General features: G+C 65.0%; 35 protein-coding genes and 1 pseudogene. 3 read left to right on the top strand and 33 right to left on the bottom strand.

The features are described 5' to 3' along the window. Nucleotide 1: 1 nt before the first annotated feature. Nucleotides 2-1,228 carry an ectonucleotide pyrophosphatase/phosphodiesterase gene (locus CQ039_RS00180; protein ID WP_105563660.1) on the bottom strand — a complete coding sequence of 409 codons (1,227 nt, stop codon included), beginning with the start codon at nucleotides 1,226-1,228 and terminating at the stop codon, nucleotides 2-4. A gap of 100 nt (nucleotides 1,229-1,328) precedes the next feature. Here CQ039_RS00180 and CQ039_RS00175 point away from each other — a divergent pair, with 100 nt between their 5' ends. Both CQ039_RS00175 and CQ039_RS00170 read left to right on the top strand, forming a co-directional pair. After that, entirely contained in the window at nucleotides 1,329-2,249 is a 921-nt protein-coding gene (locus CQ039_RS00175; protein ID WP_105563659.1) for an ABC transporter ATP-binding protein, read from the top strand. Then, entirely contained in the window at nucleotides 2,239-3,096 is an 858-nt protein-coding gene (locus CQ039_RS00170; RefSeq protein ID WP_105563658.1) for an ABC transporter permease subunit, read from the top strand. Before CQ039_RS00175 ends, CQ039_RS00170 begins: the two co-directional genes overlap by 11 nt. 41 nt (nucleotides 3,097-3,137) lie before the next feature. Here the strand turns inward: CQ039_RS00170 and CQ039_RS00165 are convergent, their stop codons facing one another. The 29 genes and pseudogenes from CQ039_RS00165 to rpsJ all read right to left on the bottom strand — a co-directional run bounded on the left by CQ039_RS00165 (nucleotide 3,138) and on the right by rpsJ (nucleotide 18,796). Further along, complete coding sequence (locus CQ039_RS00165) at nucleotides 3,138-3,626, bottom strand: GNAT family N-acetyltransferase (RefSeq protein WP_105563657.1); 489 nt, start codon at nucleotides 3,624-3,626, stop codon at nucleotides 3,138-3,140. 95 nt (nucleotides 3,627-3,721) lie between these two features. Further along, the gene (rplQ, locus tag CQ039_RS00160; protein WP_105563656.1) at nucleotides 3,722-4,138 is read right to left on the bottom strand and encodes a 50S ribosomal protein L17; all 417 of its coding nucleotides are present in this window, start codon (nucleotides 4,136-4,138) and stop codon (nucleotides 3,722-3,724) included. A 119-nt stretch (nucleotides 4,139-4,257) separates the two neighbouring features. After that, nucleotides 4,258-5,277 (bottom strand): DNA-directed RNA polymerase subunit alpha, encoded by a 1,020-nt coding sequence (locus CQ039_RS00155; protein ID WP_105563655.1) that lies wholly within the window; start codon nucleotides 5,275-5,277, stop codon nucleotides 4,258-4,260. Between the two features lie 94 nt (nucleotides 5,278-5,371). Further along, nucleotides 5,372-5,761, bottom strand: coding sequence for a 30S ribosomal protein S11 (gene rpsK, locus CQ039_RS00150; protein WP_105563654.1), 390 nt, complete (start codon nucleotides 5,759-5,761; stop codon nucleotides 5,372-5,374). A gap of 16 nt (nucleotides 5,762-5,777) precedes the next feature. After that, nucleotides 5,778-6,146, bottom strand: coding sequence for a 30S ribosomal protein S13 (gene rpsM / locus CQ039_RS00145; RefSeq protein ID WP_105563653.1), 369 nt, complete (start codon nucleotides 6,144-6,146; stop codon nucleotides 5,778-5,780). Nucleotides 6,147-6,283: 137 nt separating this feature from the next. Next, nucleotides 6,284-6,961, bottom strand: a complete 678-nt coding sequence (locus tag CQ039_RS16915; protein WP_199188057.1) for an energy transducer TonB — start codon at nucleotides 6,959-6,961, stop codon at nucleotides 6,284-6,286. A gap of 101 nt (nucleotides 6,962-7,062) precedes the next feature. Next, nucleotides 7,063-7,623 carry an adenylate kinase gene (locus tag CQ039_RS00135; RefSeq protein WP_105563651.1) on the bottom strand — a complete coding sequence of 187 codons (561 nt, stop codon included), beginning with the start codon at nucleotides 7,621-7,623 and terminating at the stop codon, nucleotides 7,063-7,065. A 21-nt stretch (nucleotides 7,624-7,644) separates the two neighbouring features. Further along, nucleotides 7,645-9,024 carry a preprotein translocase subunit SecY gene (gene secY, locus CQ039_RS00130; RefSeq protein ID WP_105563650.1) on the bottom strand — a complete coding sequence of 460 codons (1,380 nt, stop codon included), beginning with the start codon at nucleotides 9,022-9,024 and terminating at the stop codon, nucleotides 7,645-7,647. A 279-nt stretch (nucleotides 9,025-9,303) separates the two neighbouring features. Beyond that, nucleotides 9,304-9,765 (bottom strand): annotated as a pseudogene (rplO, locus tag CQ039_RS00125) (50S ribosomal protein L15); the annotation flags it as partial. Nucleotides 9,766-9,930: 165 nt separating this feature from the next. Continuing rightward, nucleotides 9,931-10,125, bottom strand: coding sequence for a 50S ribosomal protein L30 (gene rpmD, locus CQ039_RS00120; protein WP_105563648.1), 195 nt, complete (start codon nucleotides 10,123-10,125; stop codon nucleotides 9,931-9,933). Nucleotides 10,126-10,130: 5 nt separating this feature from the next. After that, nucleotides 10,131-10,736: a 30S ribosomal protein S5 gene (rpsE, locus tag CQ039_RS00115; protein WP_105563647.1), complete on the bottom strand. Its 606-nt coding sequence runs from the start codon at nucleotides 10,734-10,736 to the stop codon at nucleotides 10,131-10,133. A 13-nt stretch (nucleotides 10,737-10,749) separates the two neighbouring features. Beyond that, nucleotides 10,750-11,106: a 50S ribosomal protein L18 gene (gene rplR / locus CQ039_RS00110; RefSeq protein ID WP_105563646.1), complete on the bottom strand. Its 357-nt coding sequence runs from the start codon at nucleotides 11,104-11,106 to the stop codon at nucleotides 10,750-10,752. Between the two features lie 3 nt (nucleotides 11,107-11,109). Continuing rightward, nucleotides 11,110-11,643, bottom strand: a complete 534-nt coding sequence (gene rplF / locus CQ039_RS00105) for a 50S ribosomal protein L6 (RefSeq protein WP_105563645.1) — start codon at nucleotides 11,641-11,643, stop codon at nucleotides 11,110-11,112. A gap of 1 nt (nucleotide 11,644) precedes the next feature. Beyond that, the gene (gene rpsH, locus CQ039_RS00100) at nucleotides 11,645-12,043 is read right to left on the bottom strand and encodes a 30S ribosomal protein S8 (protein ID WP_105563644.1); all 399 of its coding nucleotides are present in this window, start codon (nucleotides 12,041-12,043) and stop codon (nucleotides 11,645-11,647) included. Nucleotides 12,044-12,058: 15 nt separating this feature from the next. Continuing rightward, nucleotides 12,059-12,364 (bottom strand): 30S ribosomal protein S14, encoded by a 306-nt coding sequence (rpsN, locus tag CQ039_RS00095; protein WP_105563643.1) that lies wholly within the window; start codon nucleotides 12,362-12,364, stop codon nucleotides 12,059-12,061. A gap of 19 nt (nucleotides 12,365-12,383) precedes the next feature. Then, nucleotides 12,384-12,944 carry a 50S ribosomal protein L5 gene (gene rplE, locus CQ039_RS00090; RefSeq protein ID WP_105563642.1) on the bottom strand — a complete coding sequence of 187 codons (561 nt, stop codon included), beginning with the start codon at nucleotides 12,942-12,944 and terminating at the stop codon, nucleotides 12,384-12,386. Further along, nucleotides 12,944-13,252: a 50S ribosomal protein L24 gene (gene rplX, locus CQ039_RS00085; protein ID WP_105563641.1), complete on the bottom strand. Its 309-nt coding sequence runs from the start codon at nucleotides 13,250-13,252 to the stop codon at nucleotides 12,944-12,946. Before rplX ends, rplE begins: the two co-directional genes overlap by 1 nt. 1 nt (nucleotide 13,253) lies before the next feature. Further along, nucleotides 13,254-13,622: a 50S ribosomal protein L14 gene (gene rplN / locus CQ039_RS00080; RefSeq protein ID WP_021698481.1), complete on the bottom strand. Its 369-nt coding sequence runs from the start codon at nucleotides 13,620-13,622 to the stop codon at nucleotides 13,254-13,256. A gap of 18 nt (nucleotides 13,623-13,640) precedes the next feature. Continuing rightward, nucleotides 13,641-13,883: a 30S ribosomal protein S17 gene (gene rpsQ, locus CQ039_RS00075; RefSeq protein ID WP_105563640.1), complete on the bottom strand. Its 243-nt coding sequence runs from the start codon at nucleotides 13,881-13,883 to the stop codon at nucleotides 13,641-13,643. 10 nt (nucleotides 13,884-13,893) lie between these two features. Beyond that, nucleotides 13,894-14,091 (bottom strand): 50S ribosomal protein L29, encoded by a 198-nt coding sequence (gene rpmC, locus CQ039_RS00070; protein ID WP_105563639.1) that lies wholly within the window; start codon nucleotides 14,089-14,091, stop codon nucleotides 13,894-13,896. Further along, entirely contained in the window at nucleotides 14,088-14,528 is a 441-nt protein-coding gene (rplP, locus tag CQ039_RS00065; protein ID WP_105563638.1) for a 50S ribosomal protein L16, read from the bottom strand. Before rplP ends, rpmC begins: the two co-directional genes overlap by 4 nt. Nucleotides 14,529-14,534: 6 nt before the next feature. Next, entirely contained in the window at nucleotides 14,535-15,278 is a 744-nt protein-coding gene (rpsC, locus tag CQ039_RS00060) for a 30S ribosomal protein S3 (RefSeq protein WP_105563637.1), read from the bottom strand. Beyond that, a complete protein-coding gene (gene rplV, locus CQ039_RS00055; RefSeq protein WP_105563636.1) occupies nucleotides 15,278-15,658 on the bottom strand; it encodes a 50S ribosomal protein L22 in 381 nt (126 codons plus the stop codon). Before rplV ends, rpsC begins: the two co-directional genes overlap by 1 nt. A gap of 3 nt (nucleotides 15,659-15,661) precedes the next feature. Next, nucleotides 15,662-15,940 carry a 30S ribosomal protein S19 gene (gene rpsS / locus CQ039_RS00050; RefSeq protein WP_105563635.1) on the bottom strand — a complete coding sequence of 93 codons (279 nt, stop codon included), beginning with the start codon at nucleotides 15,938-15,940 and terminating at the stop codon, nucleotides 15,662-15,664. A gap of 2 nt (nucleotides 15,941-15,942) precedes the next feature. Further along, nucleotides 15,943-16,779 (bottom strand): 50S ribosomal protein L2, encoded by an 837-nt coding sequence (gene rplB, locus CQ039_RS00045; protein WP_105563634.1) that lies wholly within the window; start codon nucleotides 16,777-16,779, stop codon nucleotides 15,943-15,945. A gap of 4 nt (nucleotides 16,780-16,783) precedes the next feature. Next, the gene (locus CQ039_RS00040; RefSeq protein WP_105563633.1) at nucleotides 16,784-17,089 is read right to left on the bottom strand and encodes a 50S ribosomal protein L23; all 306 of its coding nucleotides are present in this window, start codon (nucleotides 17,087-17,089) and stop codon (nucleotides 16,784-16,786) included. Continuing rightward, on the bottom strand, nucleotides 17,089-17,727 hold the full coding sequence (gene rplD / locus CQ039_RS00035) for a 50S ribosomal protein L4 (protein ID WP_105563632.1): 639 nt from the start codon (nucleotides 17,725-17,727) through the stop codon (nucleotides 17,089-17,091). The genes CQ039_RS00040 and rplD overlap by 1 nt, the downstream gene beginning before the upstream one ends. Next, nucleotides 17,727-18,467 carry a 50S ribosomal protein L3 gene (gene rplC, locus CQ039_RS00030; RefSeq protein WP_105563631.1) on the bottom strand — a complete coding sequence of 247 codons (741 nt, stop codon included), beginning with the start codon at nucleotides 18,465-18,467 and terminating at the stop codon, nucleotides 17,727-17,729. Before rplC ends, rplD begins: the two co-directional genes overlap by 1 nt. A gap of 23 nt (nucleotides 18,468-18,490) precedes the next feature. Beyond that, nucleotides 18,491-18,796: a 30S ribosomal protein S10 gene (rpsJ, locus tag CQ039_RS00025; RefSeq protein WP_105563630.1), complete on the bottom strand. Its 306-nt coding sequence runs from the start codon at nucleotides 18,794-18,796 to the stop codon at nucleotides 18,491-18,493. Between the two features lie 595 nt (nucleotides 18,797-19,391). Between rpsJ and CQ039_RS00020 the strand changes: the two genes are divergently transcribed. Beyond that, nucleotides 19,392-20,138, top strand: coding sequence for a porin (locus CQ039_RS00020; protein ID WP_105563629.1), 747 nt, complete (start codon nucleotides 19,392-19,394; stop codon nucleotides 20,136-20,138). A gap of 163 nt (nucleotides 20,139-20,301) precedes the next feature. Here the strand turns inward: CQ039_RS00020 and CQ039_RS00015 are convergent, their stop codons facing one another. The 3 genes from CQ039_RS00015 to CQ039_RS00005 all read right to left on the bottom strand — a co-directional run bounded on the left by CQ039_RS00015 (nucleotide 20,302) and on the right by CQ039_RS00005 (nucleotide 23,378). Continuing rightward, nucleotides 20,302-21,198: a GIN domain-containing protein gene (locus CQ039_RS00015; RefSeq protein ID WP_105563628.1), complete on the bottom strand. Its 897-nt coding sequence runs from the start codon at nucleotides 21,196-21,198 to the stop codon at nucleotides 20,302-20,304. Between the two features lie 105 nt (nucleotides 21,199-21,303). After that, complete coding sequence (locus tag CQ039_RS00010; RefSeq protein WP_105563684.1) at nucleotides 21,304-22,212, bottom strand: cupin-like domain-containing protein; 909 nt, start codon at nucleotides 22,210-22,212, stop codon at nucleotides 21,304-21,306. Nucleotides 22,213-22,229: 17 nt separating this feature from the next. Then, entirely contained in the window at nucleotides 22,230-23,378 is a 1,149-nt protein-coding gene (locus CQ039_RS00005) for a GNAT family N-acetyltransferase (RefSeq protein ID WP_105563627.1), read from the bottom strand. Nucleotides 23,379-23,613: the final 235 nt, after the last annotated feature.

Genomic DNA, 23,613 nt, shown 5'->3' with positions numbered 1-23,613 from the left:
ATCAGCGCCTGGTTACCGGCAGCGTATCCTCCGCCCGCCCGTCGCCGTGCGGCGCGTCGATGGCCAGCAGACGCGCCAGGAAGGGTTGCACGTCCACGCTGTCCAGGTCGGCCAGCCGCCGTCCCTGCACCACGCCCGGACCGTGGGCGATGAAGATGGCGGCCATGTCCGGCGAGAAGTTGTCATAGCCGTGCGCCCCGCCCGGCTTGGTCACCGGACGCGCCCTGGTCGTGAAGGTCCAGCCCGGCTCGGAGGCGCAGACGATGGCCGAGACGCGCGGGTTGGAACCCAGGACGAACCGCGCCGGAATCTCGCTCTTGCGCCAACAGTCCAGATGCGGGCGCGAGCCCAGCAGCGCCGCCTCGACCTCAGTCTCGCGACCGGCGACCGGGTTCAGGAAGGTGGCGGCGCCGGAATAGACGATCTGAATGGCGGCGGGGTCGATCAAGTCGTCGATCCAGGTCACCCGCTCGGGCGAGGTCGCGGCCATGCCGTGGTCGGACACCACCACCAGCACCGTGCGCTCATAGAGGCCCCGCGCCTTCAAGCCCTCGACCAGACGGCCGATGGAGGCGTCGACCGAACGGATGGCCTCGACCGTCTCGGGCGCGTCGGGGCCATAGTGGTGCCCCTGGGTGTCGACGATGTCGAAATAGAGGGTGGTCAGTTGCGGCCGCTGATCCGCCGGCAGATCCATCCATTGCAGCACGCGATCCACGCGCGCGTCGCCGGGCATCCCCTGATCGAAGGTCGTCCAATAGGAGGGGCGAACGCCGTGCGTGTCGGCCTCGGACCCCGGCCAGAACATGGTGGCGGTCTTGACGCCCGCCTTCTCGGCCGAGACCCAGATGGGCTCCCCCTGATCCCACCAACGACGGTCGGTCACGGCCTGCTTGTTGCCCAGCGAGAACCGGCCCAACTCGGCGTCGATCATGTTGTTGCCGACGATGCCGTGGTGGTCGGGGTGCAGGCCCGTCACCAGGGTATAGTGGTTGGGAAAGGTCACGCTGGGGAAGGACGGTCGCATCGGCCCCGTCGCTCCTTCACCCGCCAGTTGCGACAGGTTGGGCGTGACGCCCCGGTCCAGATAGTCAGCGCGGAACCCGTCGATAGAGATCAGCATCACCAGCGGCGGCTCGGCGACCTGCGATTCCGGGGTCTCAGCCGGCGTAGTAGCGCAGGCGGTCAACAGCAGGGCCAGACACAGGCCCGCGACGCGAGAAAACATGGGGAACTCCGAAGCCACTTCGGGGAGATTGCCTAAGCTTAATCTGCGACAGGCAGAAGACGCCTTGTCCGCTTATCCCCATCGGGCCAAGCTCTGCCGCATGACCGCTGTTATCGAAACGACCGGCCTGACCAAGACCTATGGCGCCGTGCGCGCCCTGGACGGGCTCAGCCTCTCCATCCCGCGCGGCGGGGTTTACGGCGTGCTGGGCCCGAACGGCGCCGGCAAGTCCACCCTGTTCCGCATCCTGCTGGGCCTGATCCGGCCGACGGCGGGCGAGGTCCGGGTCCTGGGCCAGCACGCGGGCGATCCCGCCGTCATGCGCCGCATCGGCTCCATGATCGAGACGCCGCGCTTCCCGCCCTACATGACCGCGCGTCAGGTGCTGGCATGGCTGGCCCTGGCGCATGGCGGCAAGGACGCCGCCATCGACGCCTGGCTGGAGCGGGTCGGCCTGACCGAAGCCGCCAATCGCAAGGTGCGCGGCTTCTCGGTCGGCATGTTACAGCGCCTGGGCGTCGCCGCCGCCCTGATGACCAAGCCGGACCTCGTCATCCTGGATGAGCCGACCAGCGGTATGGACCCGCCCGGCATCCAGGAAATGCGCGCGCTGATCCGCAGCCTGGCCGACGACGACGGCGTGACGATCATCCTGGCCAGCCACCAGTTGCTCGAGGTCCAGCGCGTCTGCGACCGCGTCGCCATCTTCAACCGCGGGACCCTGGCCGCCGAGGGCAAGGTCAGCGAACTGACCGCATCCGGCGAGCGCCTGCGCCTGTCGGCCACGCCTCTGGCCCGGATCATGGGCGTGCTGGGCGACAAGGCCACGCTGGACGGCGACGCCGTTCTGGCCGCCATTCCGCGCGCCGAAGGCCCTGCCCTGCTGCGCGCCCTCATCGAACAGGGTGTAGACATCGACGAGGCCCGCTGGGTTGGCGCCGATCTGGAAAGCGTCTTCATGGCCGAGACCGGCCCCGCGCGCACCGAGGCGCAAATCCGCGAGTCTCTCCATGCTGGCTGACGCCATCCGCTCCGAAGCCTATCGCCTGACGCGCAACCGCACGGTTCTGTCGTGGAGCCTGATCTTCGTGCCGGTTGTCATGCTGGCCGGAACCATCGGCGGCGCCGTCTTCGACTCCAGGGTCGAGCGCATGGGCGAGCAGTTGCCGCCCCAGTTGACGGCGGCCAACGGCGTCCTTGATGTGGGCGCCGCCCTGGTCTCAGCCGCCGGCCAACTGGCCAACCCCGGATTGCTGGCCTTCCTGTTGATCGGCGCGGCGACCATCTTCGCCGGCGACTATCGCTGGGAGACCTGGCGCCTGATCACCGCCCGCAACAGCCGAGCCAACCTGATCATGGGCAAGGCCGGGGCCGTCAAGCTGATGACCCTGATCGGCCTGCTGCTGTTCCTGGCCGCCGCCCTGATCGGCGCCGTCGCCAAGGGGCTGATCCTCGACCAGGACCTCGTCTTCCGCTTCGGCGGCGAAGAGGCGCGAACCTTCGGCCTGCTGTTCCTGCTGGCCTATGTGCGGGTGATCCAGTTCCTGCTGCTCAGCCTGCTGGCCGCGACGCTGACGCGCTCGCTGCTCGCCGCCCTGTTCGTGCCTCTGGTCGTCGGCGTCGCCCAAGAGCTTCTGGTCACCGCCACCCCGCTTCTGGGGTGGAGTTCCGTCGATTGGCAGACCCAGTTGCTGTTCCCCGGCGTCGCCTATGAAACCCTGAAGGCCGCCATCCTGGGCGGCGTCCCCGCAGCGGTCCTGCAGGACGGCGTCGCCTGGCGCGCCGTCGCCAGCCTGGCCCTCTGGAGCTTCACGCCATTCGCCCTGGCCCTGTGGTGGTTCACCCGTCAGGACCTGTCGAAGGAGTAGCGGCTAGAGCGAAATCGGTTTGGACGCGCTCGCGTCCAAACTCAGATCTTCGCCTGAGAGATGAGCCGCTTCTCCATCCAGACGTCCGCTCGCGCATAGGGCGTCGGTTGCGGCGGCAGGTTCACGAAGCCGAAGCGGGCGTAGAGGCCCAGTGCCGGCCCCAGCGTCGAGCTGGTTTCCAGATAGAGGCGGTGCGCGCCAGCAGCCCGCGCCGCCGCCTCGCAGGCCTGCAGCAGGCGCAACGCCAGCCCCCCGCCCCGCGCGTCGGGCAGCACCGTCATCTTGGTGACCTCATAGCCGCCGTCGTTCATGGCGATCAGGCCGCAACAACCGACCGGAACCCCGTCGCGCTCAGCGAAGAAGATATGCCCGCCCTTGGCCAGGATTTGCGCCTCGGGGTCATCCAGCGTCAGATGGTCCTTGGCCTCCAGCGCGAACCCGCCCTCCACCAGCCATCCCGTGTTCAGGGCCTTCCAGGCCGCGCGGCCCGCGGGCGTATAGGCGACGATACGATCTTCAGGCGTCCTCATAGAGGCTCTATCGCCCCCGGCGTCGCGGCGGACAATGAAAAAGGCGGCTGGATCGCTCCAGCCGCCCTTTCATATCTTCAGGTTGAAGAAGCCGATCAGGCTTCGTCGCCCTCGATGGCGAAGACCGGACCGGAGTCCTTGCCCTTGGCTTCGACGTCGCGATCGACAAACTCGATCACGGCCATCGCGGCGTTGTCGCCGTGACGGAAGCCAGCCTTCATGATGCGGATGTAACCGCCCGAACGTTCAGCGTAGCGCGGGCCGATCGTTTCGAACAGCTTGCCGACTTGCGGCACGTCGCGGACGGCGCTGATGGCCTGACGACGAGCGTGCAGGTCGCCCTTTTTAGCCAGCGTGACCAGTTTCTCAACGAAGGGACGCAGTTCCTTCGCCTTGGGCAGGGTGGTCGTGATTTGCTCGTGCTTGATCAGCGAGGCGGCCATGTTGGCGAACATGGCTTGGCGGTGGCTGACCGTACGGCCGAGCTTGCGGTAAGCGGCGCCGTGGCGCATCGGGGTCTCTCCTACTCAACCCTGGTTTCCGGCCTTAACAAAAGGGGCGGGACCTGGGGCCTTGTTCATTCTAACCGCCCCATCCGCGCCCCGAAGGGCGCTGGGCGGAGGGTTGATGATCAGATCTGGTCGTCGAACTTTTTGGCCAGATCTTCGATGTTTTCGGGCGGCCAGTTCGGCACGTCCATGCCGAGCGACAGGCCCATCGTCGCGAGAACTTCCTTGATCTCGTTCAGCGACTTGCGGCCGAAGTTCGGGGTGCGAAGCATTTCGCCCTCGGTCTTCTGGATCAGGTCGCCGATGTAGACGATGTTGTCGTTCTTCAGGCAGTTGGCCGAGCGGACCGACAGCTCCAGTTCGTCGACCTTCTTGAGCAGGGCCGGGTTGAAGGGCAGATCGGGCTTGCCGTCCGTCGCCTCAACAGCCTTGGTCGGCTCATCGAAGGTGATGAAGATCTGCAGCTGGTCTTGCAGGATGCGGGCGGCGTAAGCCACCGCGTCAACCGGCGACACGGCGCCGTTGGTTTCAACTTCCAGGATCAGCTTGTCGTAATCCATCGACTGGCCCTGACGGGTCGGCTCGACGCGATAGGCGACGCGCTTGACCGGCGAGTACAGGGCGTCGACGGCGATCAGGCCGATCGGCGCATCTTCCGGACGGTTCAGTTCGGCGGCGACGTAGCCCTTGCCGTTCTGGACCGTCAGTTCCATGCGGATCGAAGCGCCGTCGTCCAGGGTGCAGATGACGTGGTCGGGGTTCAGAACCTCGATGTCAGCCGGAGCTTCGATCTGGCCCGCCGTCACAACGCCGGGGCCCGTGGCGCGCAGGGTCATGCGCTTGGGGCCTTCGGCGTGCATGCGCAGCGCCAGTTGTTTGATGTTCAGAACGATGTCGACCACGTCTTCCCGCACGCCTTCCAGCGACGAAAACTCGTGAACAACGCCGTCGATCTGGATGGCCGTGACCGCCGCGCCTTGCAGCGAGGACAGCAGAACGCGACGAAGCGCGTTGCCGAGCGTCACACCGAAACCACGCTCGAGGGGCTCAGCGACCAGACGCGCCTTGCGCAGCGGGTCGGAGCCGCCCTCGACTTGCGGCTTCTCGGGACGGATCAGCTCTTGCCAGTTTCTTTCGATCATAGAGTCCCTCGAACGGATTTCGTCGGCTCCGGCCTTGTCGACGAGGCCATGGTGGAGCCGACGGAGATTGGGGGTGCCTGAAACGCTGTCGCGATTAGACGCGGCGGCGCTTGGGCGGACGGCAACCATTGTGCGGCATCGGCGTGACGTCGCGGATGGTCGTGATCGTCAGACCGACGGCCTGCAGAGCGCGAAGCGCCGACTCACGGCCGGAACCCGGACCCGAGACGTTGACTTCCAGCGTTTTCACGCCGTGCTCTTGAGCCTTCTTGCCGGCGTCTTCAGCAGCCATCTGGGCGGCGTAAGGGGTCGACTTACGCGAACCCTTGAAGCCCATGTGACCGGCCGAGGACCAGGAAATCGCGTTCCCCTGGGCGTCCGTGATCGTGATCATGGTGTTGTTGAAAGAGGCGTTCACGTGAGCCACGCCCGACGTGATGTTCTTGCGTTCGCGGCGCTTAACGCGACCCGGTTCCTTAGCCATCGGTCAGCTCTTTCTCTTACTTCTTCTTGCCGGCGATCGGCTTGGCCGGGCCCTTGCGGGTGCGGGCGTTGGTGTGCGTGCGCTGACCGCGGACCGGCAGGCCCTTACGGTGACGCAGGCCGCGGTAGCAGGCCAGGTCCATCAGACGCTTGATGTTCATCGAGGTTTCGCGACGCAGGTCGCCTTCGACGGTGTGATCCTTGTCGATCGTTTCACGGATCTGCAGGATTTCAGCATCGGTCAGCGAGTTGACGCGGCGAGCGGGCTCAATGCCGACCTTCGCGGTGATTTCCTTGGCGGCGTGCGCGCCGATGCCATGGATGTACTGAAGCGCGATTTCGACGCGCTTGTTGGTCGGAATGTTGACGCCAGCGATACGGGCCACGAGAATCTCCAGATACGCTTAAACAGACGCGGAAACCGCTCCGGTCAACAGACCAGGAGCGTGTGCGCCCTTCGCGGAAGCGGCCCTTATACAGGGGATTCTCTGTGCGTCAACGGGCGCACGCCAAGCGCGTCCCGTCATGGCATGAACTCCACACCCACAGTGATCTCTCGTCCTTCAACAGGGCGACCGTCGCGCGTGGGAGGACGAAAGCGGAAATACGACGAAGCCGCAAGAGCCGCCTGGCCGAATCCTCTACCCGGCGGCGCCTCGTCGACGACCCGGCAATCCTCCAGCCGCATGTCGAGCCGGATGCGGCAGGCGATCCGGGCGCTGCCGTTCAGGCGCTGGCGAAAGGCCTCGCGCGGGTGAAGCCGACGGATCTGGTCCTTGGTCGGCCCCTGGATCAGGCGCGGCGGGCCGTCCCCAGCCCCGAGCCCCGAACCGGCGCCCTGCCCTGCGCCGGACCCATTGCCCTCGCCGCCGAGCCCCTGCCCCGGCGCCGGGCCGACATCGGGGGCCGCGCCCACGATCATCGGCGGCTCGGGCGCAGGCTTGGGCGGCGCCGTCACCTCGGGCGGGCGTTCGATCTTCTTCGGCGGCAGATGAACCCGCGAAGGCGCGGCAGGGGCGCCGCCGCCCTCGACCGGCGCGGGCTTCGGCGGGGGTGGCGCCGGCAAGGGGAGAATTGGCGACGGCCGGACGAGTTCTACCTCGACCGGCCGTGACAATGACGTGGATGGCGTGACGGGCCGAAGATGCCCCAGCAGTCCGAACAGAGCCAGATGCAGCGCCCCGACAGCCACGCCCGCCATGGCGAACCTGGCGCTTCGAGACGACGATCTTCTGCTCATGTGCGCCCCATGAAAGCGGATACCCGAACGTCTAACGCCCGAAACCCGCTTCAGATCAGAGGCTAGACCAGGGCGCCGTCGATAGCGGCGGCGACCGTGGCGATGTCGCCCATGCCGTCGATCTCAGTCAGCTTGCCCTGGGCTTGATAGTAGGGAAGCAGGGGCGCGGTCTGGGCGTTATAGACGGCCAGGCGGTCCTTGAAGGTCTCGGGATTGTCGTCCGGGCGGCCCTGCTCGGCGAAACGCTTGCCGATGCGGGCGGTCAGGGCGGCGTCATCGACCTTCAGGCGAACGACCCGATCGATCTGGGCGCCGCGCTTGGCCAACATGGCGTCCAGGGCTTCGGCCTGGGCCACATTGCGCGGAAAGCCGTCGAAGATGGCGCCGCCGGCGGCCTCGGCCTCCGGCAGACGATCCTCGATCAGGGCGATGACGATCTCGTCGGTGACCAGGTCGCCGCGCGCCAGCACGTCCTTGACCTTGAGGCCCAGTTCCGAGCCGGAAGCGATCGCGGCGCGAAGCATGTCGCCGGTCGAGAGCTGGATCATGCCCCGCTCCTCGACCAGACGCTTGGCTTGCGTGCCCTTGCCGGCCGCGGGCGGCCCGAACAGGATCAGGTTCATCTTGCGGGCTCCCCTACCCGATTAGCGTCGGGCGGGGGCGGCGCCGCCCCGACCGCCACGACCACGCAGCTTGGCCTTCTTGATCAGACCCTCGTACTGGTGCGCCAGCAGTTGGGACTGAATCTGAGCGACAGTGTCCATCGTGACCGAGACGACGATCAAGATAGACGTTCCTCCGAAGTAGAGGCTGTTGCCCAGGCTGCTGACCAGGAACTCCGGCAGCAGGCAGACCGCGGTGATGTAGGCGGCGCCGATCACCGTCAGGCGCGTCAGGACATAGTCCAGATACTCGGCCGTGCGCTTGCCCGGACGGATGCCCGGCAGGAAGCCGCCGTACTTGCGCAGGTTCTCCGCCGTGTCCTCAGGGTTGAAGGTGATCGAGGTGTAGAAGAAGCAGAAGAAGACGATCAGGACCGCATACAGGATCATGAACAGCGGCTGGCCGTGCGTCAGCTGCGCCGTCACCAGCGGCAGCCAGCTCATCCACTCAGGCAGGTTGGCCTGAGCGGTGAAGGTGGCGACCGTCGTCGGCAGCATCAGCAGCGACGAGGCGAAGATGGCGGGAATGACGCCGGCGGTGTTGACCTTCAGCGGCAGGAACGAACGCTCGCCGCCCGTCATGCGGTTGCCTTCCTGGCGCTTCGGATACTGGATCAGAAGGCGGCGCTGGGCGCGCTCCATGAAGACGATGAAGACGATCACAGCCACGGCCATGACGGCGATGAACAGCAAGGTGAAAGCGGACATCTGACCCTGTTGGGCAAGGCCCAGCAGACGCGCCACGGTGGACGGCAGAACCGCCACGATACCCGCGAAGATGATCAGCGAGATGCCGTTGCCGACGCCGCGCGCCGTCACCTGCTCGCCCAGCCACATCAGGAACATGGTGCCGCCGGTCAGGGTGGTGACCGTCGAGATGATGAAGAAGATGCCCGGCTGGTCAATCAGACCGGCCTGGGCGTTCAGGCCAGCGGCGATGCCGAAGGACTGGGCCAGGGCCAGGAAGACCGTCAGGTAACGGGTGTACTGGTTGAGCTGCTTGCGGCCGCTTTCGCCGCCTTCCTTCTTCAGCTTCTCCCAGGGCGGGTAAACCGCGCCCATCAGTTGCACGATGATCGAGGCCGAGATGTAGGGCATCACGTTCAACGCGAAGACGGCCATACGCTCGACCGCGCCGCCCGAGAACATGTTGAACATGTCCAGGATGCCGCGCTGGCCATCAGGGTTCTGGAAGAAGGCCAGGAAGGCCTCGGAATTGATGCCCGGAATCGGAACATAGGTGCCGATCCGATAGACCAGCAGCGCGCCCAGCGTGAACAGCAGGCGTTTGTGCAGCTCGGTCGCTTTCGCGAACGAGCCCATGTTCATATTGGCGGCGAGTTGTTCAGCGGCCGAAGCCATTAGGCGGTCCCCACGACTATGCCCGTCGTCAGATAGGCGGAAAGCGGCCGTCTTGCGAGGGCCGCTTTCATGAATTTCGTCATCCCGGTGCGGATGATCCCGGCGAACGCCGCATCAGCGACGCTCGCACGGGATGACGATATCGATTTAGGCCTTGGCCGCGGCGCGCTTGGCGCGGGCCGAGATCTTGTTGGCGTCGCCCAGCGGAGCCTTGGCGGCCGGAGCCTTGCCCTTGGCGGCTTCGCGCTTGGCGACGCGAGCAGCGGCCTTGGCTTCAGCGGCGATGCGCTGTTGCTCAACCGAACCGCCGGCGGCTTCAATGGCCTTGATGGCGCCGGCCGAGGCCGACCACACGACCAGGTTCAGCTTGGCCTTCAGTTCGCCTTCACCCAGGACGCGCACGCCGTCCTTGACGCGACGGATCACGCCGGCGGCCACCAGCGCGGCGCCGTTGATTTCAGCCTTGGCGTCCAGCTTGCCGGCGTCGATGGCTTCTTGCACGCGCCACAGGTTCACTTCAGCCAGCTTCAGGGCGTTCGGGTTGTTGAAGCCGCGCTTCGGCATACGCATGTAGAGCGGCATTTGACCGCCTTCGAAGCCGCCGATGGCGACGCCCGAACGCGACTTCTGACCCTTGACGCCGCGACCGGCGGTCTTGCCCTTGCCCGAACCCGGGCCGCGGCCGACGCGCATGCGCTTCTTGTGGGCGCCTTCGTTGTCGCGAATTTCGTTCAGTTTCATGTGCCTGATCCTTTCGGGTGCTAGCGCCAGGTTGATCGAATTGATCGCACCTGACTCGGCGTTGGATAAATTGAAGGCCGCTTCTAAGCGGCCCGTCTCAGCATCGCAAGATGCTTCTTCAAAAGAGAAACGCCCTCCCCCGTTTCCGGGAGAGGGCGCAACGTCTTATTTTTCGACCACTTCGACCATGTGGGCGACCTTGGCGATCATCCCACGGACCGAGGGGGTGTCTTCCAGCGTCGACTCACGGCCGATGCGGTTCAGACCCAGACCCGACAGAGTGGCGCGCTGATCCGACTTGCGGCGGATCGGGCTGGCCGTCTGGCGGACCGTGACGGTGGCTTTTTCGTTCTTGGCCATGTCTATCAGCCCTCGACTGCTTCAGGCGCCGAAGCGCCGTCGTTGCGGCGGCCCATCAGGTCAGCGACCTTCTTGCCACGCTTTGCAGCAACCTGACGCGGCGACGATTGAACCTTCAGAGCTTCGAAGGTCGCGCGGATCATGTTGTACGGGTTCGACGAACCGGTCGACTTGCCGACGACGTCCTGGACGCCGAGGGTTTCGAGGACCGCACGCATCGGACCACCAGCGATGACGCCCGTGCCGGGAGGGGCAGCGCGCATCATGATCTTGCCGGCGCCCCAACGGCCGTTGCCGTCGTGGTGCAGGGTGCGGTTCTCGCGGAGCGGAACGCGGATCATGGTCTTCTTGGCTTCTTCAGTCGCCTTGCGGATGGCTTCCGGCACTTCACGCGCCTTGCCATGACCGAAGCCGACCCGGCCCTTGCCGTCGCCCACAACCATCAGGGCTGCGAACGAGAAACGACGGCCGCCCTTAACGGTGGCGGCGACGCGGTTGATGTGCACCAGCTTTTCGACGATGTCCGAATCCGGGCCATCGACAGCGGGAGCGTTACGGTCGCGGCGGTCGCGGTTCTGACCACCTTGTCCGCGTTGGGGTTCACGAGCCATGCTTCTCGATCCCTTAGAAGTTCAGGCCGGCTTCACGCGCGGCCTCCGCCAGCGCCTTGACGCGGCCGTGATAGATGTAGCCGCCGCGGTCGAAGACGACGTCGGTGACGCCCTTCTCCTTGGCGCGTTCGGCGATCAGCTTGCCGATCGCAGCAGCTGCGGCGACGTCCGACCCCTTGGAACCCTTGCCGCCTTCCAGCGACGAGGCGGCGGCCACCGTGACGCCCTGGGCGTCGTCGATGATTTGAGCCGAGATGTTCTTGTCCGAACGGAAGACCGACAGACGCAGACGGCCGTTGGCGACAGCCTTGAGGCGACGACGGTTGCGTTCGGCGCGGCGCTTGGCTTGTTGTTGCAGAGAAAGAGCCATGACTTACTTCTTCTTGCCTTCCTTGCGCCGGACCTTTTCGCCCGAGTAACGCACGCCCTTGCCCTTGTAGGGCTCCGGCGGACGCAGCTTGCGGATCACGGCGGCGATTTCACCCACGACTTGCTTGTCAGCGCCCTGGATCTTGATCTCAGTTTGCTTGGGCACGACGAAGGTGACGCCGGCCGGCGGCGCGATGTCGACTTCATGCGAGAAGCCGAGCTGCAGCGACAGAGCCTGGCCCTTCAGGGCAGCGCGGTAACCCACGCCGACCAGTTCCAGGGTCTTCTCGAAGCCGTCGGTCACGCCGACAACCATGTTGTCGACCAGGGTGCGCGACAGACCCCACATCGCGCGAGCGCGAGGCGTGTCCATACGCGGGGCCAGCGAGAGGCCCTCGTCGCCCTGGGTGATTTCGATTTCTTCGGCCACGGTCCACGAGCGTTCGCCCTTGGGACCCTTCACCGAGACGGTCTGACCGTTGAGCGTGACAGTCACGCCCTTCGGCACAGCGATGGTTTTCTTGCCAATACGGGACATATCAGTAGACCCTGCAGAGGACTTCGCCGCCGACGTTAGCGTCGCGGGCGTTGGCGTCAGACATGACGCCCTTCGAAGTCGAAAGGATCGAGATGCCGAGGCCGTTCTTGATCGGCTTCAGATCGCCGATGGCCGAATAGACGCGACGGCCGGGCTTCGACACGCGGGCGATCTCAGCGATCACCGGCTGGCCGTCGAAGTACTTCAGCTCGATCTCGAACTGCGGGAACTCGCCAGGGTTTTGAACCAGCGAATAGCCGCGGATGTAGCCTTCGTCCTGCAGCACGTCGAGGACGCGCTGGCGCAGACGCGAGGCCGGGGTCAGCACCTTGGAACGCTTGCGGGTCGCCGCGTTCTTGATGCGAGCGATCATGTCGCTCAGGGGATCGTTGATCATCATATCTGTTCGCTCCCCTTACCAGCTCGACTTGGTCAGGCCGGGGATCTGCCCCAGGTTGCCCAGCTCGCGCATGGCGATCCGGCTCATCTTCAGCTTGCGGTAGAAGGCCCGCGGACGGCCCGTCACTTCGCAGCGGTTGCGGATGCGCGACGGAGCCGAGTTGCGCGGCAGCTCAGCCAGCTTCAGGCGAGCGTCAAAACGCTCTTCCAGCGGCAGGCTCTCGTCGTTGGCGGTCGCCTTAAGGGCAGCCCGCTTTGCGGCATACTTCGCAACCAGGGCCTTGACGGCTTCGTTACGGTTTACGGCGCTTTTCTTAGCCATTGTTCTCTTCCCTTCCCGCTCAGTTCTTGATGAACGGGAAATTGAACTCGGTGAGGAGAGCCTTGGCTTCCGCATCGGTCTTGGCCGTGGTGCAGACAACGATGTCCATGCCCCACATCTGGTCGATCTGGTCGTAGTTGATCTCGGGGAACACGATGTGCTCCTTCAGACCCGTGGCGTAGTTGCCGCGACCGTCGAACGAAGTCCCCTTCAGGCCGCGGAAATCCTTCACGCGCGGCAGCGCGATCGTGATGAACCGGTCCAGGAATTCGTACATCTGGGCGCCGCGCAGCGTAACCTTGCCGCCGATGACCATGCCTTCACGCAGCTTGAAGCCGGCGATGGAGTTACGAGCCTTGGTGGCGACGGCCTTCTGGCCGGCGATGGCCGTCAGGTCCTTGAGGGCCGCGTTGGCCTTCTTGGAGTCTGCGACAGCTTCACCGATACCCATGTTCAGGACGATCTTGTCCAGCTTGGGGATCTGCATCTCGTTGGTGTAACCGAACTGCTCTTTCAGGGCGGCGCGAATGCGAGCCTGATATTCGGTCTTGAGACGCGGCGTGTACTTGGTGTCAGCCATTAGATGACGTCTCCCGTGGTCTTGGCGAAGCGAACCTTGGCGTCGCCTTCGACCTTGAAGCCGACGCGGGTCGCCTTGCCGTTGGCGTCGGCGATCGCGACGTTCGACAGGTGAAGCGAGGCTTCCTTGTGCTTGATGCCGCCTTGCGGGTCAGCCTGGGTCGGGCGCGTGTGGCGCTGAACCATGTTGACGCCTTGCACGACGACGCGGTTTTCGGTCGGCAGAACCTTCAGCACCTGGCCGGTGCGTCCCTTGTCCTTGCCGGTCAGGACGACGACTTTGTCGCCCTTTTTGATCTTGGCGGCCATATTACAGGACCTCCGGAGCCAGCGAGATGATCTTCATGTGGTTCTTGGCGCGCAGTTCGCGAGGAACCGGGCCAAAGATCCGCGTGCCGACCGGCTCGTTTTGCTTGTTGACGATGACGGCGGCCGACTTGTCAAAACGAATGACCGAGCCGTCCTTGCGCTGGATGTCCTTGGCGGTGCGCACGACGATGGCGCGAACAACGTCGCCCTTCTTCACGCGGCCGCGAGGAATAGCTTCCTTCACCGAGGCGACAATGGTGTCGCCCACCGAGGCGTAGCGGCGCTTGGAGCCGCCCAACACCTTGATGCACATGACCCGGCGAGCGCCCGAATTATCGGCGACCTCCAGGTTAGTTTGCATCTGGATCATAGGATCCGATCCTTTTCTTTAGGAAGCCGAGGCGGGGGAAACGACTTCCCAACGCTTCAGCTTGGACTTGGGGGCGCACTCGACGATGCGTGCGACGTCGCCGACTTTGAGGGCGTTGCCCTCATCGTGAGCGTGGTACTTCTTGGACAGACGGACGATCTTTTTCAGGACCGGGTGCAGCAGAGTGCGCTCGACCTTCACGACGACCGTCTTGTCGCCCTTGTCGGACACGACCACGCCTTCAAGAATACGTTTGGGCATAGGTGTTTCCTTAAACCGCTGCGCGCTTCTCACGCAGAAGCGTGGAGATGCGAGCGATGTCTTTGCGGACTTCACCAACGCGGTGAGTCTTTTCCATCTGACCGGTGGCGGCCTGGAAGCGCAGGTTGAACTGTTCCTTCTTGAGCTTCAGCAGCTCGTCGGCCAGTTGGTCGGGGGTTTGGCCCCGGAGATCGGCGATCTTGGTCATGCCGCTTCCTCAAGGTGAGCGATGCCGGCGTCGAGGCGGGTGACCACCTTGGTGCGGACCGGCAGCTTGGCCGCGCCGAGGCGCAGAGCTTCGCGAGCCACATCGTCCGGCACGCCGTCGATTTCGAACAGGATGCGGCCCGGGTGGCAGCGTGCGGCCCAATGGTCCACAGCGCCCTTGCCCTTACCCATCCGGACTTCAGCCGGCTTGCCCGTGACGGGCAGATCCGGGAAGACCCGGATCCAGACGCGGCCCTGACGCTTCATCTGACGCGTGATCGCGCGGCGAGCCGCTTCGATCTGGCGAGCAGTGATACGCTCGGGTTCCACCGTCTTCAGGCCGTAGGAGCCGAAGTTCAGCGAGAAACCACCCTTGGCCGAGCCATGGATGCGGCCCTTGAAGGCCTTGCGGTACTTGGTCTTTTTAGGTTGCAACATGACCTATCAGCCCTCACGACCACGGCGCGGACCGCGATCACCGCGGGGGCCGCCACGGCCTTCGTTGGACGACGGACCCGAGGCTTCCAGGGCCCAACGCTTGTCCTGAGCCATGGGATCGTGCTCGAGCACTTCACCCTTGAAGACCCAGACCTTCACGCCAATGATGCCGTAGGTCGTCTTGGCTTCATAGAAGCCGTAGTCGATGTCGGCACGCAGGGTGTGAAGCGGCACGCGACCTTCGCGGTACCATTCCATACGAGCGATTTCAGCACCGCCGAGGCGACCCGAGACGTTGATCCGAACGCCCTTGGCGCCCAGACGCATCGCCGACTGCATCGAACGCTTCATGGCGCGACGGAAGGCGATCCGGCGCTCCAGCTGCTGTGCGATGTTCTCAGCGATCAGCTGCGCGTCGGTTTCCGGCTTGCGGACTTCGACGATGTTCAGGTGAACTTCGCCTTCGGTGCGAGCCGAGATGTCCTTGCGGAGCTTCTCGATGTCAGCGCCCTTCTTGCCGATCACGACGCCCGGACGGGCGGCGTAGATCGTCACGCGGCACTTCTTGTGCGGACGCTCGATGATGATGCGCGAGACGCCAGCGGCGACCAGGCGTTCCTTGAGCCACGTGCGCAGCTTCAGGTCCTGGTGCAGCAGGCGAGCGTAGTCGGCGCCGCCGGCGAACCAGCGGCTGTCCCACGTGCGGTTGACGCCGAGGCGCAGACCGACCGGATTGATTTTCTGTCCCATCAGGCGGCCTCGCCGGCTTCACGGACCACGATCGTGATCTCGCTGAACGGTTTCAGGATGCGCGACGAGCGACCACGAGCGCGGCTCGCGAAGCGCTTCATCACCAGGTTCTTGCCCACGAAGGCCTCAGCGACAACCAGGTTGTCGATGTCGAGGTTGTGGTTGTTCTCGGCGTTCGAAACGGCCGAATACAGAACCTTGCGGACGTCGGTGGCGATACGCTTACGGCTGAATTCCAGCTCGTTCAGCGCCTTCTGAACCGGCAGACCGCGGATCGAAGCGGCGACCAGGTTCAGCTTTTGAGGGCTGATGCGAACGTTGACCAGCTTGGCGCGAGCCTCGGTGGCGCCGACGCGGCGGGGGTTGTTGGACTTGGCCATCAGTTACTTCCTTTTGGCCTTCTTGTCCGCCGCGTGACCCGGGAACGACCGGGTCGGGGCGAACTCGCCAAACTTCATGCCGACCATGTCTTCGTTGACCATCACCGGCACGTGCTTCTGGCCGTTGTGGACGCCGAACGTCAGACCGACGAACTGGGGCAGGATGGTGGAGCGACGCGACCAGGTCTTGATCACATCCTTGCGGCCCGACGTTTGAACGGCGTCGGCCTTCTTGAGCAGATACCCGTCGACAAACGGGCCTTTCCAGGAGGAGCGGGCCATTCTTAGCGAGCCTTCTTCACGTGGCGAGTACGGATGATGAACTTATCCGTAGCCTTGTTCTTGCGGGTGCGGGTGCCCTTGGTGTCCTTGCCCCACGGCGTAACCGGGGTACGACCACCAGAGGTCCGGCCTTCACCACCACCATGCGGGTGGTCGATCGGGTTCATGGCGACGCCGCGAACGTGCGGACGCCAGCCCATGTGACGAACGCGACCGGCCTTGCCGAGGTTCTGGTTCATGTGGTCGGGGTTCGAAACCGCGCCCACCGTGGCCATGCAGGCGTCCAGGACCATACGCAGCTCGCCCGAGCCGAGACGGATCTGGGCGTAGCCCTGATCGCGGCCGACCAGTTGAGCATAGGCGCCGGCCGAACGGGCCAGCTGAGCGCCCTTGCCCGGCTTCATTTCGATGTTGTGGATGATCGTACCCACCGGCATCGAACGGAGCGGCATGGCGTTGCCCGGCTTCACGTCGGTCTTTTCGCCCGAGATCACCGTGTCGCCGGCCTTAAGGCGTTGCGGCGCGATGATGTAGGTCTTCTCGCCGTCGGCGTAGGTCACCAGAGCGATGAAGGCCGTGCGGTTCGGGTCATATTCCAGACGCTCGACCGTACCGATGGCGTCGAACTTGCGACGCTTGAAATCGATCTTGCGGTACAGGGTCTTGGCGCCGCCGCCGCGGAAGCGGACAGCGATACGACCACCTGCGCCACGACCGCCGGACTTCGTCAGGCCTTCGGTCAGCGACTTCTCGGGACGGCCCTTGTGGAGCTCGGACCGGTCGACCAGCACCAGGGCGCGGCGGCCCGGCGACGTCGGATTGTAATGCTTCAGAGCCATCTGATTAGAGCCCCGTCGTCACGTCGATCGACTGACCATCGGCCAGCGTCACGATTGCTTTTTTGATGTCCACGCGACGGCCCAGGATACCCCGGAAACGCTTGGTCTTGCCCTTTTGAACCAGGGTGTTGACCTTGAGGACGTTGACTTTGAACAGGCTTTCGACCGCAGCAGCGATCTCGTCCTTGGTCGCCGTGCCGGCGACGCGGAAGACAACCTTGTTCTGCTCCGACAGGATCGTGGCTTTTTCCGTGATGATCGGAGCCAGGATGGTGTCGTAGTGCTTGGCGGTGGGTTGAGCGGCGGCCATTATGCGGCTTCCTTCTCAGCGAAGCGCGCCTCGATGGCTTCGACAGCCGCCTTGGTCAGCACCAGTTTGTCGGCCCGCAGGATGTCATAGACGTTCAGGCCGGCGTTCGGCAGGACGTCGATGTGCGGGATGTTGCGAGCGGCCAGGCCGAAGTTGGTTTCGACTTCCGGACCCGCGATGATCAGAGCCTTGGTCCAGCCGAGCTTGCCGAAGGTCTCGCGCAGCGAGGCCGTCTTGGCTTCCTTGACCGAAACGCTGTCGACCACGATCAGATCGCCGGCCTTGACCTTCGAGCTGAGAGCGTGACGCAGAGCCAGGGCGCGGACCTTCTTCGGCAGCGAGTAGCCGTGGTCACGGACAACCGGACCAAAGGCGCGCGAACCGCCGACGAACTGCGGTGCACGGCGCGAACCGTGACGAGCGCCGCCGGTGCCCTTTTGCTTGTACATCTTCTTGCCCGTACGAGAGTTCTCGTTGCGGGTTTGAACCTTGTGCGTGCCGGCGCGACGTTTGGCCAGCTGCCAGTTGACGTAACGAGCCAGCAGGTCGCCGCGGATGTCCGAGATGCCGAAGACGGCTTCCGACAGTTCCACGTCGCCGGCAGCCTTGCCGTCGAGTTTGATGACCGAGAGTTTCATTACGCTTCACCGCCTTCATTGGCTTCCACTGCCGGAGCAGCAGCAGCCGGAGCAGCCGGAGCAGCAGCCGACTTCACAGCGCCCGGGAAGGGAGCGTCAGCCGGGCGAGCCTTCTTAACGGCGTCGCGAACCTTGACGTAGCTGCCGTCGTGACCGGGGACAGCGCCCTTGATCAGGATCAGGCCACGCTCGGCGTCCACGCGGACGACGGTCAGGTTCTGCTGGGTGACGACTTCCTGGCCGTAGTGGCCAGCCATCTTCTTGCCCTTGAAGGTCTTGCCCGGGTCCTGGCGTTGGCCAGTCGAGCCGTGCGAGCGGTGCGACAGCGAGACGCCGTGCGTGGCGCGCAGACCGCCGAAGTTCCAGCGCTTCATGGCGCCAGCGAAGCCCTTACCGATGGTCTCGCCCTGGATGTCGACCTTTTGACCCGCCAGGAAGTGATCGGCCGACAGTTCGGCGCCCACGTCCAGCAGACCTTCCGCGTCAACGCGGAACTCGGTCACATAGTGCTTAGGTTCAACCTCGGCCTTGGCGAAAACTTCGCGCTGAGCCTTGTTGGTGTTTTTTGCCTTCTTGGTTCCGGCACCCAGTTGCAGGGCGACGTAGCCGTCCCGCTCTTGAGTGCGCTGACCCACGACCTGACAGCCATCAAGCTGCAGAACCGTGACCGGAATATGTGCGCCGTCTTCAGCGAAGACGCGCGTCATTCCCAGTTTCTTGGCGATCACGCCCGTACGCATGTCGGATCCCGCCTCTTTCTTTCTTAAATCTTGATCTCGACGTCCACACCGGCCGACAGGTCGAGCTTCATGAGCGCGTCCACGGTTTGCGGGGTGGGGTCGATGATGTCGAGCACGCGTTTGTGCGTGCGGATTTCAAACTGCTCGCGCGACTTCTTATCGACGTGCGGCGAGCGGTTCACGGTGAACTTTTCGATCAGGGTCGGCAGCGGGATCGGACCACGAACGGTCGCCCCGGTGCGCTTAGCGGTGTTGACGATCTCGCGCGTCGAAAAGTCGAGGACGCGATGATCGAAGGCCTTGAGCCTGATGCGGATGCTTTGATCCATATCGGTTGTTATTCCCAAGCGGTCGGAACCGCGTCCCTGTGAACCATTTCAAAGACCGAAGCCTCGGGCAGAGCCCCAAGGAACGCAAATCCGCAAAAACGATTGGCCCACGCAGTTTCCCGCGAAGGCCGTAAAATCCCAAGAATGCTGCAAAGAACAGTAACTTAGGTCGTCCCTGCGAACCGCGTCTGCACCCGAGAGTGCACAGCCGGTCCAACAAGAAGGGTGCTTATGCCCTTCGATTCCTTTTTCGTCAAGCGCGGAAACCGAGACGTGGCGGGGGTTTGCGACTCGCGGCCCGACCGTCTGCGCTCCCTCCCCTGGACTCTATATATAGGGCTCGTCAGACGTCAGATTCAGCGCTCGGCTTAACGCCTGAGGCGAAAGCGGGGCGACATGACGCCCCCGTTAAGGGTTCGCCGCAATCCCGCACCGCGTGCCGACGCAAACGTGCCGCAATGCGTCACCCATCGGCAACATTGGCCCCAAACCACTGAAATATGACAAGTTCGTAACGGCAAACCGACAAAGCGGGGCCTATCTTCCCCTTGCCGCCACGGTGCGAACCCGGCGGCGCACAAAAAGGATAATCATAATGAAAACCGTCTTCCTCGCCTCCGTCGCCGCCGCGACCCTGATCGCCGCTCCCGCCTTTGCTCAAGACGCTGTCGGCTCGGCCGGCATCGCCTACGTCCACACCGACGCTGAAGGCTTCAAGACCGACGGCGCAAACCTGGACGGCGTCGGCGCCTTCAAGGTCGCCCCGGAATGGACCGTCACCGTCAACGGGGCCGTCAACTATGCTGACAGCGACTTCGGCGACGACACCACGGTCGCCGCTGCCGCCCACCTGACCAAGACCTTCGGTTCCGACCTGCGCATCGGCGGCTTCGCCGGCGTCACGGACCTGGGCGACGACGAGACCTTCACGGTCGGCGCTGAAGTCCAGAAGTACCTGGCCTCGGCTACCCTGACCGGCCTGGTCTCCTACTCCGACCTGGACGGCGCTGACGCCTGGACCGTCGGCGGCGACGCTGCCTACTACGTCAACCCGTCGTTCCGCCTGAACGCTGGCGTGTCGTACTCGAACGTCGACGCCGACCAAGGCGAAGCCGACGTTTGGGCCTACGGCGCCGGCGCTGAGTACCAGTTCGCCAACAGCCCGTTCAGCGTCACCGGCACGTACCAGCGCGTCTCGAGCGACTTCGCCAACGTCGACGTCGACGCCGACGTCTTCATGATCGGCGCTCGCTACAACTTCGGTGGCACCCTGCAGTCGCTGGACCGCGCCGGCGCCAACCTGGGCCGCACCCTGGCTGGCCTGCCGCTCCGCGGCTTCTAAGCCAACGAACGACCTTCGACCTTCCGGTCGAAGCGAGGAGCCCCGGCGGAGCAATCCGCCGGGGCTTTTCTTTGCGCGCAACCTGGGCGCCGCACGCCGCGCAGCAAAAAGGCCCGGGGGGTTCCACGCTCCCGGGCCTTCTTCCGTAGCAAGGGAGATCGGATCAGCGTCCGACGCGCACCTCGCCCGAACCGACGATCGAACGCGACACCACGCCCGTCACTTCGCTTACCCGCACGTCGCCCGATCCGGCGATCGAGGCGTCCAGGCTGGCGGCGACGCCATCAAAGCGGACATTGCCCGAACCGGCCACAGCCACGTCCATGCTCGTGGCGCGGCCGCCCCGAATGGTCACGTCGCCCGACCCGCCGATGGAGACATCCGCCGGACCGTTGATGCTGGTCACAGCGATGCTGCCGGACCCCCCGACATTGGCTTCCAGGGCCCCGGTCGCCCCGGCGAAGATCGAGCCGGAGCCGCCGACCGACGCCTCCAGGGACCGCGAGGTTCCCGCGCGCACCGTGCCAGAGCCGCCCACGCCGATGTCGAGGCGACCATCGACATTCGCCACGGTCCAGTTGCCGCAACCGCCGGCGCCCAGTTCCACGGAGCGCGCCCCGCGGCCGACCGCGCCATAGACGCCGCTCCCCGATTCCACATCCACGTCACGCGGGGTGCGCAGCACCACCAGCGGCGCATCTTCCAGTCGGATGCGACCCTTGCCGGCCAGGACGACCGTCGCGCCCTCGCCCGGCTGACGGGCGTCGGCCCGACCGTTGTTGCACTCGCGGATGCTGTCGTTGCTGAACTGCATCACGCTGCGGCGGCGCCCCAGGCCGCCGTCGATGCGCACCTTGTCGCCTCGCCGCTCGACCGTCAGTTGCGGCAGGTCGGCCGAGCCCGGCGTGATCTCGACGGCGATGTCGGCGCGATCCTCGGGGATGACGATGACGCGCGCCACCGCATTGCGGATCTCGGCCTCCTGCGCAGCGGCGGGCTGCGCGGCGGCCAGCGCGGTCAGTACGGCGGCTGAGGCGGCGGCGTAAACGGCGATCTTCATGGCGGTGTCCCTCTCCAGATGTGAGATGAAACTGGCCGCGCCCGCCGCCCAAGTCATTTTAAATCGAGGTCATGAAGTCGTTGTAAGAAACCGATCTTCCGTCACTCAGGCCTTGAGCGCCCCCGCCCCGTCGGCCGCGCCGACCTCGGGCTCGAACTCACGCTCAAAGTGGGCGATCTTGCTCTTGAGCGCGCCCATGCGACGCAGAGCCAGGGACGCCGCCCAGCGCGCCGCCAGCGCGCCCTGCCCCATCTGGTCCGTAAAGCGCGGCGAACCGCCCCGGCTGCGCATCACGGCATTGGTGTAGAGCGCCCCGTTGCGGAATCGCGACGGCCAGGTCTGGAAGTCCATCGACAGGGAGACGCAGAACCGATCCAGGTTCTCGACACGGTGCGGCGCATACAGCGGCCAGGTCAGCGCCTGCCCCGGCTCCAGGTCCACCACATGGGCGTCATCTTCAAAGGCCAGGGTATAGGGCAGTTCCTCGGTCGTCTGACGCGCCACCACCTGCTCCATGTTGCGCTCGGGCAGATGGCCCTCGTCGCCCGGATAGACGAAGATCCGCTTGCGGCCGCGCAGGTGGAACAACACCACCCCGGCGGCGTCGAAATGATAGGGCACCCGCGCCTTGGGCGACGACAGGATCAACTGCCCTGCGTTCTTGACCGCCTTCAGGCCGGGATAGGCCGCCTCGACCTTCTTGAACTCAGCCATGGCCGCGGCCCACAGCTCGGGCCAGCCGGTCTCCACGTCGCGCAGATTGACCCACAGCCTGCCCTGCTGGATCGCCTCCAGAAGCTGCGCCCCGTCCAGCCGCCCGCGCGCCCCGGTCCGCAACGAGACCTGACCTTCGTCGTCGTAGTCGTACAGGTTGATGTCAAACAACTCGGCCGGATAGCGATCCAGCAGGGCCGCCAGGGCGGCGTCCTCGGCGAATCCCTGGGCGATCAGGTCATGCGCGATCACGCCGGCCTGCGCGATGGGGCCCGGATAGCGTGTGCGACGGTCGGACATCGACTGATCCTCTTTCATCATGAGATTTTCCCACGGCTGGCGACCTTGGACAATGCCGCGCCGGCGGCCTGGGCGGCGCCGCGCAGCCGACCCGAGGGCGTCACCTCGCAGGCTTCGATGGCGTTCCAGCGCCGCCTCACGCTCTGGCCGATCCGCCGCCCACGATCCGCGCCCGCCAGGGACAGCAGCGACGCCCCCGCCTGGCCAAGAGCCGCGCTCAAGCCCGGCCGCAGGATTGTCGCCTCGACGACCGGCTGCACCGTGTCGCAGAAGTAGCGCTTGTAGGCCTCGCCGCCAAAGCCGTAGTCGAAATCTCGGAAGCCCTGCTCCGAGCCCAACCGGATCGTCTCCATGCTCAGCAGGATGCCCGGCGAACAGCGCGCCAGAGCAGGCACATAGGCAGGGAACCAGAAATGGTAGCGCTGGCCGGCGTGAAGCGAATACTCAAGCGCAGCCACCTGACCGCCGACGCGCAGGATGGCCAACGACGCGCCGAAGTCAGCGCCATCATAGGCCATCAGGGCGTGCAACAGGTCTCGGGTCCAGCCGCAGGCGAAGATGTCGTGGCGACGCGTGCGCCGGTACTGCTCGCGTTTCAATGCGATCAGTTCGTCTAGCAAGGCCGGGTCGCGCTGACCGATCAGAACTTCGACCTTGCCGAACTCTGCCGCCATGCTGCGCCGAGCGCGTTCCTTGTCCTTGAAGTATTTGCCAAACGCCTTTCGACGCGCTGCATACCAGGCCTCATAGCCACCCTGGTCACAAATGGCGGTGCGGAAGCTCTCGCTCGGAACTCGATCCGGCTCACGGCCCACCCAGCCGTTGACGCTGAAGCGGGGCGCGCCGAGCAGATCCGCCGTTTCGGCCAGCGACGGCCGAAGCGCAACGGGACCGATGACCCCGTGGTAGTCGTTCATCGGCGCCGCGATGGGCAGAATGGACGCGCCGCGTTTCTGATAGGGGAAATAGCCGACCACCTCCCCGTCCCGCTTGAACACGGCCAGGGCGCAGCCGGGGCTGATCCCCGCCGCGATCTGCGCGAACTCGACGCGGAAATAGGGGCTGGCCAGATCCGGATCGGCGGCGACCCACGCGGACCATTGCGCGCGCTCGCCCGCCGTCAGGCTTGCGAGATCGCGAATATCAACAGTCAGTGCGCCGATCATAAATCCCCCTTTGCGCGAAACGAGCAGCAATTTCCATTCCGCTTCGCGCTTCTAGCCCTGGTCCGTTTCGACACGGTTGAAAGCCATGGTGAACGACCCATGACCCAGGCTCTGCCGGCCGACCTTGACCTGTCTCAATCGGGCGAGCGCGCCTTTCGGCCCCAACGGCAAAACGGCCCCCCGGATTGCTCCGGGAGGCCGCCTTGTTACGCTTTACTTGGCCCGCCGCGCTTGC

The organism is Brevundimonas sp. MYb52 (genome assembly GCF_002979535.1).
Lineage (GTDB): Bacteria > Pseudomonadota > Alphaproteobacteria > Caulobacterales > Caulobacteraceae > Brevundimonas.
Note: the sequence above shows the minus strand (reverse complement) of the source record. Positions and strands in the feature narration are given on the sequence as shown.